A 15,328-nucleotide genomic window follows, 5' to 3' on the forward strand; every position below is an offset into this window, starting at 1 on the left:
GCGTCGCACTCGACGTCTAATATTTAAAAAAGCCAAAAGCGAAATTATGTTTAATCCTGTTCAAATTGCAGCAAAAGGAAGTCGTCCTAGAAAAGGCGCGACTCGTAGAGCACCAACACCGCAGAAACGCAAAACCGCTTGGTGGTTATGGCTTTTGGTGCCCGCTATTCTAATCGCTTTTATTTACGGGCTAACGCAATTAAACCAAGTCGCGCCTAAGACCAAACCCAAGCCGGTCGAAAAAACCAACGTTGTACCAAAGTCACAACCTAAAGAAATCAAAGTGGCTCCCAAAGAAGCCAAAGTCACGCCCAAGAAAGACACCTTTGAGTTTTATCAAATATTGCAGGACAGCGAAGTCGACACCAGCCACGTAGATGCGTATCAATCCACACCTCGCGGCGAACAAGACTTTTATTACATGCTGCAAGCGGCGTCATTTCGCAACCCAGAAGACGCTGACCGAATGAGAGCAAAACTGATTATCTCAGGGCTGGTCGAAACCAATGTCCGCAAGACCATTGGCAAAGGCGATTTACCTTGGTACCGCGTCACACTCGGACCATACGAATCCCGTTCCAAAATGAACCGAGCAGAAGACAAACTCGTTTCGATGGAAATCTCACCGTATTCTTACAAAGTCAAAAAAGAACAATAACCCCACCTCGAGGACACACCAAAAGTGAAAGCGCTTTCTGTGTGTCCTCCTCGCTTGAAATCCTATCGCTTGCCCCCATTTCGTTAGAATCGAAACTGGAGTAGACCATGACAACAATTCTGACTGTACGTAAAGGCAACCAAGTCGTCGTAGGCGGCGATGGACAAGTCTCTTTAGGCAACACCGTGATGAAAGGCAACGCGCGTAAAGTGCGCCGTCTATACCATGGCGAAGTCATCGCAGGTTTCGCTGGCGGCACCGCCGATGCGTTCACCCTATTCGAACGCTTCGAAGGCCAACTCGAAAAACACCAAGGTCACCTGGTTCGCGCCGCGGTAGACCTTGCGAAAGATTGGCGATCCGACCGAGCATTGCGCAAATTAGAAGCCATGCTGATTGTGGCCAACAAAGAAAGCACCTTAATTATTACCGGCACAGGCGACGTGGTAGAACCTCAACACGGCGCATTGGCGATTGGTTCTGGTGGCAACTACGCGGAAGCCGCTGCCCGTGCTTTGATCGACAATACGGACTTATCCGCCAAAGAGATTGTTGAGAAGAGCCTGAACATCGCGGCAGACATTTGTGTGTTCACCAACCACAGCCTGACCATCGAAGAAATCACCATCGATCCACAGCTTGAAGACCAATCGGCGTAAACAACACAAATCGCCGGACCATTACATCGTTCCAGAACAGAAGAGAATTGATAATGAGCAGCATGACCCCAAGAGAGACGGTTAACGCCTTAGACAACCATATTATTGGCCAACAAAAAGCAAAACGTGCGGTGGCGATTGCCCTTCGAAACCGCTGGCGTCGCATGCAACTTCCTGAAGAAATGCGCGCTGAAGTCACCCCTAAAAACATCCTGATGATCGGGCCAACGGGCGTGGGTAAAACAGAAATTGCTCGCCGTTTAGCAAAATTGGCTAACGCACCTTTCATCAAGATCGAAGCAACAAAATTCACCGAAGTGGGTTATGTTGGCCGCGATGTGGAATCGATTATCCGTGACTTGGTCGAAATGGCCATCAAGATGCTGCGTGAGCAAGAAACCGCAAAATTGCGCCACAAAGCCGAAGACGCCGCAGAAGATCGTATTCTCGATGTCTTGCTACCACCAGCACGCGGTGGTGACCCAGAACTAGCAGACAACAGCACCCGCCAAACTTTCCGCAAAAAACTGCGCGAAGGCCAATTGGACGACAAAGACATCGACATCGATGTGGCCGATTCGCCAGTGGGCGTCGAAATCATGACGCCGCCGGGCATGGAAGAAATGACCAGCCAGCTGCAAAACCTGTTTTCTAGCTTTGGCTCGCAAAAAACCAAAAAACGTAAACTGAAAGTGAAAGAAGCCTTACGCCAAGTCCGTGATGAAGAAGCCGCGAAACTGGTGAATGAAGAAGAACTGAAAGCCCGCGCCGTTGAAGCCGTTGAACAAAACGGCATCGTCTTCTTAGATGAGATCGATAAAGTCGCGAAAAGCTCTGAACGCTCTGGCGGCGAAGTGTCTCGTGAAGGTGTTCAGCGCGATCTATTACCACTGGTCGAAGGCTGTACCGTCAGCACCAAATACGGCATGATCAAAACCGATCACATTCTTTTCATCGCATCGGGTGCGTTTCATTTGTCCAAGCCGTCTGACTTGATTCCTGAACTCCAAGGTCGCCTGCCGATTCGTGTGGAATTGGATGCGCTGACCGTAGACGACTTCAAGCGCATTTTGGTTGAACCGAGTGCGTCATTAACCAAGCAATACGTGGCGTTGGCAAAAACGGAAAACATGACACTGAACTTCACCGAGGAAGGTATTCATCGCATTGCTGAAATTGCTTTTCAAGTGAATGAACGCACAGAAAACATCGGCGCACGCCGTTTGCATACGGTTTTAGAACGCCTCTTAGAAGAAGTGTCTTATTCCGCCAGCGACATGCCAGATGGCCAAACGGTTGAAATCACTGCCGCTTATGTGGATGAGCAACTAGGGGAAATCGTGAAAAACGAAGACCTCAGCCAATACATTCTATAAGCCACGCTGCGCCTTCCTTCGAAGGCGCAAGCTCTTAAAAAAAGGACCCCACATCATGGCAACGCCGACGCCGACAAAAATTCACTACCACAAGCAATCTCGTGAGTTGGCGCTGACGTTCGCCGATGGTCAAGACTTCCGTCTCAGCGCCGAATACTTGCGAGTGCATTCTCCATCCGCTGAAGTGCGTGGTCATGGCATGCAAATGCCAATTCTCCAATACGGAAAAAAAGACGTCGCAATCAATAACGTGGAAGGCGCCGGCAATTACGCGCTCAAGATTTCCTTCGACGATGGTCACGATACCGGCCTTTATTCTTGGGAATACCTTTATAATATTGGCAAAAATCACGACGAACTTTGGCAAATGTATCTAGATCGCCTTGAAAAAGAAGGTCAGACACGTGACACTTCTGTGATCCAAATCCACCAGCTTTAGTTCTTGCAAGCCATCATCGGGAAAGTCTTTATGAGTTCACTCAGTTTGTCCGCCATCAGCGCCATTGAAAGTGCGGTTAATCTTGCGCTTAAGCAAGACCAACCTTCTCAAGATCGTCTGAGTAAACTGGCCGGACAGCAAGTTTTTCTCTATGTCGAAGACGTCAACTTCATCTTGCAAATCCATTTGCTTGAACAAGGTGTGATGCTGAATCGTCCTGAAAGCTTAGACGAGATAGAACTCGACCCGCGACTTGACACTTTGGTGCAAGGCCCGAGCAAAGCGTATCGTAAACTGCTCGAAGGCGACGGTTTTTTTGACGGTGATTTACGCATTCAAGGCAACGCTCAAGCCTTGATGACACTGCATAAAGTAATGGAAAACTTTGAATTCGATTGGGAAGGATTGCTTGCGGATCACATTGGGGATTTACCTGCCGCCGCATTGGCTCGCTTGTTACGCGTACAATGGACATGGAGCAAAGAAGTCGCCACCAACACCCGAATACAATTGGTTCAACACTTGCAAACCAATAGCCAACTACTACCAAGCAAAATCGAATTCGATCATCTGGTCGATAACATAGAGCGCTTCGGCACAGCGCTCGATCGAGCCGAAGCTCGACTGAATTTACTCGCTAAAAAACGCACCTAATCACCAGTAACCTTTTCCGCCGATGCGGTTTACTCATGCCGCTTTGGCCTTAGGTCGACTCAAATACACACCAACAATCGTAATCACAAAACCAATAATTTGAATCATCGTCATGGATTCGCTAAACAGAAAGTAACTTTCTACTGCCGCCAAAGGTGGCGCCAGCAACAAGACAGTAGACACTTGGGACGCTTTGACTTTCCGCAACAACCACACCATCAAAAAAACACCACCGCCCGACAGCACAATCACACCCCAAAACATCAACAGGATGGATTCGAGCTGCAGCTTAAAGAGGCTTTCGCCTAAGATCAGTACAAACCCAAAAGACACCACGCTGGCCGCTAGGTTTTGTATCGCCATTGAGCTAAAAATATCAGACGAAGAAATAGACAGCTTTTGGTACGTCACACCAAGTGATAGAGCAAAAATAGCCGAGCACGCTAAAGCAAAGGTAAACAGGGACACGCCACCGTGGCTCATGTCTAACGCTAAAGCCGGGCTCACCACCAAGCCCAATCCCAACATGCCAATCAACATGCCGATGACGCCTTTTAGAGAGGCTTTTTCTTTGATGATGAGAAACGCCAGTAAGGTGACCAACGCTGGCTGTAAGGCACCAATCAGCGCCATAATGCCAGCAGGCAAACCTTTCGCAATGGCGACATACGCGAAGCCAAGATACAGGCCGTTCATCAGGATTCCGGCAATGATGTGCTTAGGAAGCTCTTTCCAACTCGGGAAATATCGGCGTTTCCACACGGCAATGGCGAGAAACAACACGCCAGCAAAAAAGAAACGCAGACTTAAGTACACATTTGGATCAATAAGACCGACGATCAGTTTTCCGGTAATGAACCCTGTTGACCAAATAACCACCAAAAGCACATACAAAAACGCCATTTAAATTCCCTTTTAAACAAGAACAGAAAGTGACATGCCGGTCTAACTCACTCAGAGCATAGTTTTAATCTCTTTCGCCGTTAATCCTAAACCTGTCAAGAAGTGCAATTTCACAAAGGCCGCTTCATACGTCATATCGTCACCCGATATAACACCCGCTTGTACCAGTGCTGAACCGGCTGCATACGCGCCAGCGGCAATACGGCCTGCGCCGCATTGACTGACATTCACTATCACTACACCACGATCTGCGGCGCCCTTTAGAAGTGCCAACAACGCGGTATTTTTGTCTGGCGCGTTGCCCGCACCATAACTCATCAATACGGCGCCTTTTACATCGTCATTTAATAAGCCTTGCCAATGCGTTGCGGTGACACCTGGAAACACGGGCAACAGAGTGACAGCACTTTCGTCCATGTCTGGAATTTGAATCGTCATAGGAAGCTTGGGCTGAGCCGACTCTCGCCAGCGCCAGTCGATTCCTAATATTCCATATTCAGGGTGGTTAGGTGAATTGAAGGCTTGCCAATCACTGGTGTGCGCTTTATGCGCTCGATCGCCTTCTATTAGTCGACCCGCAAAAAACAGGAACACGCCATTCACGCCCTCTTCGCACGCCGAGATGGCACCCAATACATTATTCATCGCATCTGTGCGTGTTTTGTATAACGGCACTTGTGATCCAGTGACAATAATCGGCTTATCGCTATTCGCAAACATGTAGGTCAATGCGCACGCGGTATACGCCATGGTGTCCGTACCGTGCAAGACAATAAAGGCATCAAAGTCATGCCATTTTTTTTCGATATCGCGGGCAATGGTTTGCCAATCTTGAGTCGTGGCATTGGAGGAATCGATGAGAGTTGGATAGCTGACAATGTCGAAATCGTGGGGCAATTCGTCTGCTTTGTTTAACTGCTGAGCAAGTTGCTCAGCAAAAGCCGCATCGGGTACAAGCCCTTGTTCAGAAGGCACCATGCCTATTGTGCCGCCGGTGTAAGCAAGGTATATCTTCATATCTCTCCGATCATTATTTTGTAAAAGTCGATAAATAAGCCGACTATCGGCTTAGAATAGCCCTCAGTTTAAGGCATCTTTCTATGTGTTCCTATCAGTCGCCCCGTTGGTCATCAAATTACTCTTCGGCTTTGTGATGCCAAGATTCGTACTTTAACGTTTTGAGCTATCATTTTTGGCTGTGAATAAATGCTGTTGATACATTAACGCACTCATGGGCTCACCAAAGTAATAACCTTGCAGAATATCGCATTGATGCTGCGTCAAAAAGTCGACTTGCTCCTGTGTCTCGATACCTTCTGCAATCACATCCATTTTCAGCCCTTTTGCCATCGCAATGGTTGCTAAAATGATGCTTTCATCTGTTTCGTTATGCCCGATACCCGCGACAAATGAACGATCAATTTTAAGGTAATGCGCATCAAGTCGTTTTAAATAGGTTAACGAGCAATAACCCGTGCCAAAGTCATCAATCGTAATGGTGATGTTGTTCTCTACCAGTTGCATCAAGTTTTGCGTCAACGTGGCCGAGCTGACCATTAGCGCGGTTTCGGTCAACTCCACAGACATGGTTTCGCTAGGAATAGCGTACTCTTCCATAGCCGCTAATAAATCCTCGACAACATTAGAGTTAGACAATTGCACTGTCGAGATATTAATGGCCGTTTTACCCACATCCAGACCCAACTGACGCCATTCATGTAGTTGCTTACAACAGGCCTGAATGATCCATTTTCCTAAGGTGACAATTTGTCCCGACTCTTCCAGAATAGGAATAAACGCTTCTGGAGCGACGTGCTCTCCGCTCTTTCTAACCCATCGAAACAAGAGTTCTGCACCAATCACAGCGCCAGTACACGCATTCACCTGAGGCTGAAAGTCTAAACTGAGCCCATCTCCCGTTCGTATTGCTTCATCCAGCTCTTGCTGTAAAGCAACCCTGTGTTTCATAATTTCATCCATGGATGAATCAAAAATACGGTAGGTATTTCGCCCCTCTTGTTTTGAACGATACATAGCCATGTCCGCTTGTCGTAACAAGGTCGAGGTGTCCGCGCCTTGGATGGCGTTTACCGCCACCCCCACACTGCAGGTCACAAAAAATTTCGAACCTTGATAATCAAAAGGGGTCTCCAAGCCTGAGACAATCGCTTGCGCTAATTGCGTCATTTCTTCTCGATCCGCCAACGGATACACAAACAAAGCGAACTCGTCGCCACCTAAACGCGCCAATGTGGCAGTATCCGGTAAAATGCTTTGGAGCTTATTGGCTGTGCGTTTTAATAATATGTCGCCCGCTTCGTGACCCAATGTGTCATTAATTTCTTTGAAGCGATCTAAATCGATAAAGATCAAACCAATTAAACCTTGAGAGTAGCCATGAATGCGTTCATTAATCTGTTCTTCAAAATAACGACGATTAGCCAGACTGGTTAGACCATCGTGCTTGGCCAAAAATATGGCGTGTTCTTCGGCTATTTTTCGGGCACTAATATCCTCGTGTACGGCAATATAATTTTCTATCTCGCCGGTTACAGACTTAATCGGCGTAATCACTTGGTTTACCGTAATCAAAGAACCACTTTTGTCTCGGTTAATCAATTCACCGCGCCAACTTTTACCCGACGAAATGGTTTTCCATAAATCCCGAAAATAACGCCTGTCTTGGCAACCCGAGTTCAATATTCTTGGTGTTTCTCCTCGAATTTCTTGGATGGTGTACCCTGTAAGTTTTGTGAAGGCTTGGTTGATCCAATGAATTTTGCCCTTTTTGTCTGTGATGAAAATAGCATTGGCGGTATTTCGAATCGCAGCACTCAATAAGCGATTATTACCATTGTTACGTTCATAACGATGCTTAAACACAAAGGACATCAGCATTAATATCACAATCACCAGCCCAAATACGGCAAAGCTCCATTTCAGTATCCAAGCATCAGAAGACCAAATTGCGAGGTCAATATGATCGTAAGAACGAAGCGTGACCACAAAAGGGATAAAAGCCGCCGCGCGAAAACTTTCTGAATAAGCATAAACACCCTCTTTTTCAATGCGCTGCACGCCCCACGCGGTACTTTGTGAAGCTTCTTTTATCCAGTGAGGCATCGGCAATGCGCTTCCTAGCATGTTCTCGCCAGACGTATGAAACACATCGATTTCCTTGCCTCCGTATTCCTTAGCGCTGAGTAAATTCGAGTAATAATTGGGATCAATAGAGCCAACGACAAAGCCTTTTATTTGACCTTCTGCATAATACGGTGAACATACTGGCCAGTAACGCGCGGATTGTTGCCTTACATTCACTCCCCATCCATGTCCATCTTGAGGCGTCAATAGACGCACTTTAGAGGAATTCGACGAAGTCGGCTCAGTTTGGCACAAGATTGCATCTGATAATGGAACCACTTCAATGCTGTGTAACTGCGGAAACGAATGCAGCAATTGCTTCTCTACTCGCAAAATTGCGGTGTCAGAAAGTTCTGGAATTTGAGGAGAGAGAGAGGAAAGGCTTCCACTGACCGCTTGAATCGACAAAGTTATCGATTCTTCAATAGCATGGACCAAGGCTACGTTGGCAGCTAACTGTTCATTTAATGCCCTTTCATAACCTCGCTGTAATAGCTGGTGTAAAATGACGGATAAGCACACAAGGATAATCACCACTGCAGGTAATAAGACGGGTTGTCGTCGAAGATGTTCACCCACTGTCTGTCGCCATATTTTCAACATAGGTAAATATCACATTATTTTTATAATGCTTAAATTATAAGCAGGGTTAATAGAAATCAACCATAAAGATGTTAAGTATGTCATGCGCTTAGTAAAGCGTTTGTATGTGATGGGGTATTCGTGATTGCCTTATCGGACAGTCGCGGCAATATCTGCCTTCTTATTGCCTTTTTCGAATACGCATAAAAAAGGCACCTTAAGGTGCCTTTTTTGATTTAAACCAAGGAGAAACTACATACGCTCTAGGGTTTCAATGCCTAATAGCTCAAGACCTTGCTTCAACGTCGACGCGGTATTTATCGCCAGTTGTAGACGGCTTTGTTTCACGTTGTCTTCTGCATTCAAGATTGGGCAAGCTTCATAGAATGTCATGAACGTGCCCGCTAAATCGTACAAGTAAGCACACAAGAAGTGCGGCATACCGTCATTAGCAACCTGCTGAATGGCTTCTTCAAACTGACACAGCTTTACGGCCAATGCGCGTTCTTGCGGTGCATCAACTGAAATATCCCCCGTCAAACTTGTCACGTCGATCTCAGAACGCTTAACAATGCTGGCGATACGAGAGTAAGCGTACAACAAGTAAGGCGCGGTGTTGCCTTCAAAGCTCAACATGGTGTCCCAGTTGAACACATAATCACTGGTGCGGTTTTTCGACAAATCGGCGTATTTGACTGACGCAATACCCACAACACGACCGATGTTACGCAATTCGTCTTCGCCCATTTCTGGGTTCTTGGAAGCAACCAGTTTATACGCTCGTTCTTGCGCCTCTTCTAGTAAATCAGACAATTTTGCTACGCCACCAGAACGGGTTTTAAACGGTTTTCCATCGCTGCCCATTACAGTGCCAAAAGGCATGTGTTCCAGTTGCGTCTCTGGTTTCACAAAGCCCGCTTTACGCGACAAGGTGAAAATTTGCTGGAAATGCAAAGACTGACGCGCATCCACAAAATACAACACACGATCTGCGTTCAATGTGTGTTGACGGAAACGAACCGCGGCCAAATCGGTTGTGGCATACAAAAAGCCACCACCGGTTTTCTGTACAATCACAGGTGTAATTTCACCTTCTTTGTTCGCAAATTCCTCCATAAACACACATTGCGCGCCGTTGGATTCTTGTAACAAACCTTGAGACTGTAACTCGTTGACCACATTCTCTAAATCGTCGTTATACGCACTTTCTGGCATAACGTGCTGACGTTCTAAAGACACGCCAAGCATCTTGTAGGTTTCTTCACAATGGGTCAGAGAGATGTTGATAAACTCATCCCAAAGTGCCAAACATTCTTCGTCACCCGATTGCAGCGCAACCACCAATTCACGAGCGCGCGTAGCAAAGGTTTCATCGTCGTCGAAACAGTTTTTTGCCGCTCGGTAAAAGGTTTCAAGATCCGACAGCGCCATGCTAATGGTCGTATTTTCAGAACGTAAACGTTCCATGTACGCCAACAACATGCCGAACTGTGTTCCCCAATCGCCTACATGGTTTTGGCGAACCACATTGTGACCAAAAAACGCCAATGTGCGTACAACTGCATCACCAATAACAGTCGAACGAAGATGACCCACGTGCATTTCTTTCGCAAGGTTTGGCGAAGAGTAATCCACGACAACCGTCTCTGGCGATGCCACTGGATTTACATCAAGGCGTTCGCTGGTACGTAATTGCACAAGCTCTTTGCTCAAGAAAATATTCTTCAAGAAAATGTTAATAAACCCCGGACCGGCGATTTCGACTTTCTCTGCCAAATCAGACAAATCCAACTTATCCAGCGTGGCTTGTGCAAACTCACGAGGGTTCATTTTTAGGGCTTTTGCTGCGCCCATAATGCCATTGGCTTGGTAATCACCAAATTGTACTTTTGCCGATTGACGGACTAATGCCGCCGCCGTATCGGACGCGCCAGCCGCAATCATAGCAGCCTGAATACGTTGATTAAGAAGAGTTTGAATATTCACTAAGAAGACCTTTAAACAGTAAACACATCGTTAATGATAACGACATGTCAGAATCACACAGCCCTCTGATTGATCACAATCAAAGGGCTGAATTCAAGAAAATAATGGCGCTAATGATAACCGATTTTCGCACTTTTAGCGAAAGAACAGCTTACACGCTTCGTTGTTGTTTTCGTCCTGATAAGGATAGCCGAGTTCATCTAGGAAATGCGTCACATCGGCCTCTTCACCCGCAGCTTGCAAACCAACCAAAACACGACCATACGCATCACCATGGTTACGATAATGAAACATGGAAATATTCCATTGTCCGCCAAGCGTGTTTAAGAATTTCAGCAAGGCACCTGGGCGTTCAGGAAATTCAAAACTATAAAGCAATTCGCCTTTGTCGCTGCGCAAATGCCCACCAATCATATGACGAACATGGACTTTCGCGGTTTCATCATCGGTTAGATCGGTGATTTCGTAGTTTTTCAGGTCGTCTATTAATTCTTTTCGACTGTGCGGACTGCCACCTAATGCGACGCCGACAAAAATCACCGCTTGTTTATCATCGCCGTAACGGTAGTTAAATTCGGTAATGTTACGGCCAACCAACGCCTGACAAAAATCTTTAAAGCTGCCCGGATGCTCTGGGATTTTCACTGCAATAATCGCTTCACGTTTTTCACCAAGTTCAGCGCGTTCTGACACATGTCGTAAGCGGTCAAAATTGACATTTGCGCCACTATTGATCGCAATCAATGTTTGGCCTTTCGCGCCTTCACGCTCGATGTATTTTTTCAAACCAGCCAACGCACAAGCGCCCGCCGGTTCAGTAATGGCTCGAGTGTCATCGTAGATGTCTTTGATTGCCGCACACATTTCATCGGTCGTCACTGTGATGACTTCATCGACCGTGTCTTTGGCAATCGCAAAGGTATTATGACCAATTTCTGCCACGGCCACGCCTTCCGCAAAAATCCCCACGGTGGCCAAGCGAGTCGGCTTGCCTTTTTCCAATGCGATTTTTAAACACGCCGCATCCACAGGCTCAACGCCGATGATTTTGATGTCTGGACGAAGGTATTTAATGTAGGCAGATACACCGGCGATCAAACCACCGCCGCCAACCGGAATAAAAATCGCGTCGATGTTACCTTCATGTTGATGCAGGATTTCCATACCAATCGTGCCTTGACCAGCAATCGTATCCAAATCATCAAAAGGATGGACATAGACTTGGCCAGTTTTTTCCATAATTTCACGGGATTTAGCCGACGCTTCATCAAAAGCATCACCAAATAAAACCACTTCAGCGCCATGGTTGCGCACGGCGTTGACCTTCACTTCAGGCGTAGTTGCTGGCATGACAATCGTCGCCTGAATGCCGAGTTTTTTCGCCGCCAAGGCCAAACCTTGCGCGTGATTTCCTGCAGAAGCAGCAATCACGCCACGCGCGCGTTCTTCCGGTGTTAGCTGACAAATTTTGTTGTATGCCCCACGAATTTTGAAGGAGAAAACCGGCTGTAAATCTTCTCGCTTCAAAATAATCTCGTTGCCTAATCGAGTCGATAACTGATTGGCACGAGACAGTGGCGTTTCTACGGCAACGTCATAAACGCGCGCCTGTAGGATCTTTTTGATCATGGTATGGGGCATAGTGCTTCCTAAACGAATATAAATCGGCAACGCGATATTCTTAACGACACCTACGCTGACTCTGCTAGTCAAAAAAAACGAATAGGAAATATACCCTTTCAACCCTCTTCGCGCAAAGACCGATGCTCTCTCTGGACACATAAAAATCGCATAAAATCGGTCATTCACCTGACCCAGCAGGGTAACAATCACCACTTGAAGTGCTTATAATATTCACACCATCAGAGGAGACTTATCATGAGAAGTAAGTCCCAACAGACAGCCCCTAACAAAACCATTATAAAAGGCGACAATCACCATGACTCAAGACGAATTAAAGCAAGCCGTTGCCGAAGCGGCCGTTGAATACATTCTTCCTATGCTCGAAGCCGATACGATCGTCGGCGTTGGCACGGGTTCTACTGCGAATCTCTTTATTGATGAACTAGCAAAGCACAAAGGTATTTTTGACGGTACGGTTGCCAGTTCTGAAGCGTCTGCTGAACGCCTAAAGAAACACGGCATTCCCGTTTATGATTTAAACAGCGTCGACAACATTCGTGTTTATGTGGATGGCGCAGACGAATCCAATGATCACTTGCACCTCATCAAAGGCGGTGGCGCGGCATTAACACGTGAGAAAATCGTCGTGGCTTGCAGTGATGAGTTTGTTTGTATTGCTGACGAATCCAAACTGGTTAAAGTACTGGGTGATTTTCCACTTCCAGTCGAAATCATTCCAATGGCGCGTGGTCATGTAGCGCGTGAGTTAGTAAAACTTGGTGGTGATCCGGTTTATCGTGAAGGCGTGGTGACGGATAACGGCAATAGCATACTGGATGTCTATAACCTTGATATTCTAGACCCTGTTGCACTGGAAAAAAGCATTGATGGCATTGTTGGCGTAGTAACAAACGGCTTATTTGCAAAACGTCCCGCCGATATTTTATTGCTTGCAACAAAAGACGGCATTAAAACACTGAAACGATAAAGACAATTAAAGCCGTTCACACCAATGAACGGCTTTAATGTTTTCTAAATCACTAGAACCAACGGCTTCGTCGCATTAAAATAAACTGACCGCCGCCTAAAATGACCAACGCAGTGCAGAATAACCAGAATGCAGCGCCGCTGTCCGTTCCGGGCATTCCACCAATATTGATACCAAATAATCCTGTTAAAAAACCCAGCGGCATAAAAATACCAGACAGAATGGAAAGCACATACATGCGTGCGTTCATTTTTTCGGCTTGTAAGTTGGTGAACTCTTCCTGCATCAGCAAACAACGCTCACGCAGCGACTCCAGCCCTTCGACATAGCGTGTGATGTCGTTGGCAGCTTCCTGAACTTGAGCGGATTGATCCGCTGTCATCCAAGATAAGGATTCCTGATACAACTTATTAATCGCTTCTTTTTGAGGCACTAAGAAACGCCTTAGACGAATCGTTTCAAGACGACGCTGAACCAGAGAATCTCGCTGCCCCGCTTCAATGCCTTCTCCGATACTTTCTTCCAGATCCGCCAGCTCATCTTCCAGTCCATTAATGACCTTCGCCATACGACCTGTCAGCGTTTCTGTTAGCGTTGAAAGAATGTCTCCCGTACTGGTCGGACCTTCATTGTTCGAAAGGTCTCTCACGATGTCTTGAACGGATAATAAGCGACGTCGTCGACTCGATATAATGAAATGCGGAGTCACCCAAAGTCGCAAAGCAACCATGTCGGAAGGGTTCGATTCTGGGTTTAAATTCACACCACGTAACGTCACCAATAAACCTTTTCCCATTTTAACCGTGCGTGGGCGTGTCTCTTCTGCGAACAATGCCTCAATCACGGTTTCAGGAATGTCTTCTAAACTAGACAGCCAGGTGTGACCTTCTTCTTCACTGCAATCCAAATGCACCCATCGGCACCCATGAATAGGAAGCGAGGTTGGTAAATCCGTTGCGGACAATACACTCGCCCCACCTTTACCATCGAGTTCTAAATTGTGTATTAAAAAAGCAGACATAGTCATTCCTCTTAGCATTTTTCGTAGATTATCTGAAAACCTCCGCTTTCCCTATTTATTTTATCCTCATCACACAAGCTTGGCTGACACTTAGAGTCGAGAGTGGCATAATTTCGACAACCTCAAATAATAAGGAAATGCCAGACCATGCAAAACCTATCTGATGTTTTAGCATCCAGCTCAACACCGAAAACATTAAACACTGTTTTAACGGTAACAACGGACACCTGCATCGCGATTTCTGATGCGCTAAAACAAGGTTATCTTGCAGGTATTCTGGGTATGGCTGGCAATGAAAATGTGCAGGGAGAAGAACAAAAGAAGCTGGATGTTATTTCTAACGATATGCTAAAAGACGCGCTGCTTGCCTGTCCATCAGTCCGAGCGATTGCTTCTGAAGAAGAAGATTACATAGTGCCAGCCAATACAGACGGCGAATATTTTATTGCTTTCGACCCATTGGATGGCTCATCAAATATCGACATTAATGCCATGGTCGGCACCATTTTTTCGATCTATCGTCAAACTGGAGAAAAGCCAGCAACAGAAGAAGACTTTCTTATTCCAGGCAAACAACAAGTTGCCGCTGGCTACGTACTTTACGGGCCTTCTACCATGTTGGTTCTGACCACAGGCGATGGCGTCAACATGTTTACCTATGATCCAACAAAACACGTTTTCACACTGACGCATAAAAAAATTCAAGTTGCGAAGGAAACTCAAGAGTTCGCCATTAACATGTCTAATCAGCGTTTTTGGTCCAAAAACATACAAAATTACGTGAATGATCTTGTAAAGGGCAAAGAAGGCGAACGCGGTAAGAACTTCAACATGCGCTGGGTAGCGGCCATGGTTGGCGATGTACATCGTATTTTGTGTCGTGGTGGTATCTTCATCTACCCATGGGATAACAAAGACCCTTCGAAAGCCGGTAAACTGCGCCTAATGTACGAAGCCAACCCAATGGCTATGCTATTAGAACAAGCTGGCGGTAAAGCGCATACACATACTCAACGCATTCTAGACATTCAGCCAGAAGCCATTCATCAGCGCGTTGCAGTTATTTTAGGTGCTGTGAACGAAGTAGATAAGTGCCTAAGTTATTAACTTTAAAAAATCTTGTTTTTAAAGTGCTGTGAATAAGTTCTACAACTAAGCCTTCTGCATGAAGGCTTTTTTATGATCAAAACACAATACGAGCCCGTTCTTTATAAGGGCTTGGCTCAAAATGACACTTTCCCCGAGCCGTTTTCTCAGCCCCTTATTTCAGTCACTTATTTCAGACGTAAAAAAGC

The 15,328-nt window shown here is 46.3% G+C and carries 13 protein-coding genes; 7 read left to right on the forward strand and 6 right to left on the reverse strand.

Annotated features, from left to right (window positions below):
* The first annotated feature begins 46 nt into the window (after nt 1–46).
* From D104_RS36850 to D104_RS36870, 5 genes are all read left to right on the forward strand, one after another.
* Nucleotides 47–658 carry an SPOR domain-containing protein gene (locus tag D104_RS36850; RefSeq protein WP_024025711.1) on the forward strand — a complete coding sequence of 204 codons (612 nt, stop codon included), beginning with the start codon at nt 47–49 and terminating at the stop codon, nt 656–658.
* Nucleotides 659–765: 107 nt separating this feature from the next.
* Nucleotides 766–1,317 (forward strand): ATP-dependent protease subunit HslV, encoded by a 552-nt coding sequence (gene hslV, locus D104_RS36855; RefSeq protein ID WP_024025712.1) that lies wholly within the window; start codon nt 766–768, stop codon nt 1,315–1,317.
* Between the two features lie 53 nt (nt 1,318–1,370).
* A complete protein-coding gene (hslU, locus tag D104_RS36860) occupies nt 1,371–2,693 on the forward strand; it encodes an ATP-dependent protease ATPase subunit HslU (protein ID WP_024025713.1) in 1,323 nt (440 codons plus the stop codon).
* 55 nt (nt 2,694–2,748) lie between these two features.
* Nucleotides 2,749–3,132 carry a gamma-butyrobetaine hydroxylase-like domain-containing protein gene (locus D104_RS36865; RefSeq protein ID WP_024025714.1) on the forward strand — a complete coding sequence of 128 codons (384 nt, stop codon included), beginning with the start codon at nt 2,749–2,751 and terminating at the stop codon, nt 3,130–3,132.
* A 30-nt stretch (nt 3,133–3,162) separates the two neighbouring features.
* Entirely contained in the window at nt 3,163–3,786 is a 624-nt protein-coding gene (locus tag D104_RS36870; RefSeq protein WP_024025715.1) for a ubiquinone biosynthesis accessory factor UbiJ, read from the forward strand.
* Between the two features lie 33 nt (nt 3,787–3,819).
* Here the strand turns inward: D104_RS36870 and D104_RS36875 are convergent, their stop codons facing one another.
* The 5 genes from D104_RS36875 to ilvA all read right to left on the reverse strand — a co-directional run bounded on the left by D104_RS36875 (nt 3,820) and on the right by ilvA (nt 12,042).
* Nucleotides 3,820–4,689: a DMT family transporter gene (locus D104_RS36875; protein ID WP_024025716.1), complete on the reverse strand. Its 870-nt coding sequence runs from the start codon at nt 4,687–4,689 to the stop codon at nt 3,820–3,822.
* 51 nt (nt 4,690–4,740) lie between these two features.
* Entirely contained in the window at nt 4,741–5,706 is a 966-nt protein-coding gene (locus D104_RS36880) for an asparaginase (protein ID WP_024025717.1), read from the reverse strand.
* A gap of 153 nt (nt 5,707–5,859) precedes the next feature.
* A complete protein-coding gene (locus tag D104_RS36885; protein ID WP_084546059.1) occupies nt 5,860–8,436 on the reverse strand; it encodes a putative bifunctional diguanylate cyclase/phosphodiesterase in 2,577 nt (858 codons plus the stop codon).
* Nucleotides 8,437–8,667: 231 nt separating this feature from the next.
* A complete protein-coding gene (gene argS, locus D104_RS36890; protein ID WP_024025719.1) occupies nt 8,668–10,401 on the reverse strand; it encodes an arginine--tRNA ligase in 1,734 nt (577 codons plus the stop codon).
* Between the two features lie 135 nt (nt 10,402–10,536).
* A complete protein-coding gene (gene ilvA / locus D104_RS36895; RefSeq protein ID WP_024025720.1) occupies nt 10,537–12,042 on the reverse strand; it encodes a threonine ammonia-lyase, biosynthetic in 1,506 nt (501 codons plus the stop codon).
* Between the two features lie 298 nt (nt 12,043–12,340).
* Here ilvA and rpiA point away from each other — a divergent pair, with 298 nt between their 5' ends.
* The gene (rpiA, locus tag D104_RS36900; RefSeq protein WP_024025721.1) at nt 12,341–13,012 is read left to right on the forward strand and encodes a ribose-5-phosphate isomerase RpiA; all 672 of its coding nucleotides are present in this window, start codon (nt 12,341–12,343) and stop codon (nt 13,010–13,012) included.
* A gap of 52 nt (nt 13,013–13,064) precedes the next feature.
* On the opposite strand, the gene D104_RS36905 is transcribed toward rpiA, so the two are convergent.
* Nucleotides 13,065–14,033, reverse strand: coding sequence for a zinc transporter ZntB (locus D104_RS36905; RefSeq protein WP_024025722.1), 969 nt, complete (start codon nt 14,031–14,033; stop codon nt 13,065–13,067).
* Nucleotides 14,034–14,180: 147 nt separating this feature from the next.
* On the opposite strand from D104_RS36905, the gene D104_RS36910 reads away from it, so the two are divergent.
* Nucleotides 14,181–15,140 carry a class 1 fructose-bisphosphatase gene (locus D104_RS36910; RefSeq protein WP_024025723.1) on the forward strand — a complete coding sequence of 320 codons (960 nt, stop codon included), beginning with the start codon at nt 14,181–14,183 and terminating at the stop codon, nt 15,138–15,140.
* The last annotated feature ends 188 nt before the right edge of the window (nt 15,141–15,328 follow it).

Origin of the sequence: Marinomonas profundimaris (assembly GCF_000508165.1) — a bacterium.
GTDB lineage: Bacteria > Pseudomonadota > Gammaproteobacteria > Pseudomonadales > Marinomonadaceae > Marinomonas > Marinomonas profundimaris.

Excerpts from the sequence above, each read along its gene's own strand:
- hslU (WP_024025713.1), top strand. The coding sequence starts at position 1,371 with ATGAGCAGCATGACCCCAAGAGAGACGGTTAACGCCTTAGACAACCAT.
- rpiA (WP_024025721.1), top strand. The coding sequence starts at position 12,341 with ATGACTCAAGACGAATTAAAGCAAGCCGTTGCCGAAGCGGCCGTTGAA.
- D104_RS36885 (WP_084546059.1), bottom strand. The coding sequence starts at position 8,436 with ATGTTGAAAATATGGCGACAGACAGTGGGTGAACATCTTCGACGACAA.
- hslV (WP_024025712.1), top strand. The coding sequence starts at position 766 with ATGACAACAATTCTGACTGTACGTAAAGGCAACCAAGTCGTCGTAGGC.
- D104_RS36865 (WP_024025714.1), top strand. The coding sequence starts at position 2,749 with ATGGCAACGCCGACGCCGACAAAAATTCACTACCACAAGCAATCTCGT.
- D104_RS36875 (WP_024025716.1), bottom strand. The coding sequence starts at position 4,689 with ATGGCGTTTTTGTATGTGCTTTTGGTGGTTATTTGGTCAACAGGGTTC.
- D104_RS36880 (WP_024025717.1), bottom strand. The coding sequence starts at position 5,706 with ATGAAGATATACCTTGCTTACACCGGCGGCACAATAGGCATGGTGCCT.
- D104_RS36905 (WP_024025722.1), bottom strand. The coding sequence starts at position 14,033 with ATGTCTGCTTTTTTAATACACAATTTAGAACTCGATGGTAAAGGTGGG.
- D104_RS36850 (WP_024025711.1), top strand. The coding sequence starts at position 47 with ATGTTTAATCCTGTTCAAATTGCAGCAAAAGGAAGTCGTCCTAGAAAA.
- ilvA (WP_024025720.1), bottom strand. The coding sequence starts at position 12,042 with ATGCCCCATACCATGATCAAAAAGATCCTACAGGCGCGCGTTTATGAC.
- D104_RS36910 (WP_024025723.1), top strand. The coding sequence starts at position 14,181 with ATGCAAAACCTATCTGATGTTTTAGCATCCAGCTCAACACCGAAAACA.
- D104_RS36870 (WP_024025715.1), top strand. The coding sequence starts at position 3,163 with ATGAGTTCACTCAGTTTGTCCGCCATCAGCGCCATTGAAAGTGCGGTT.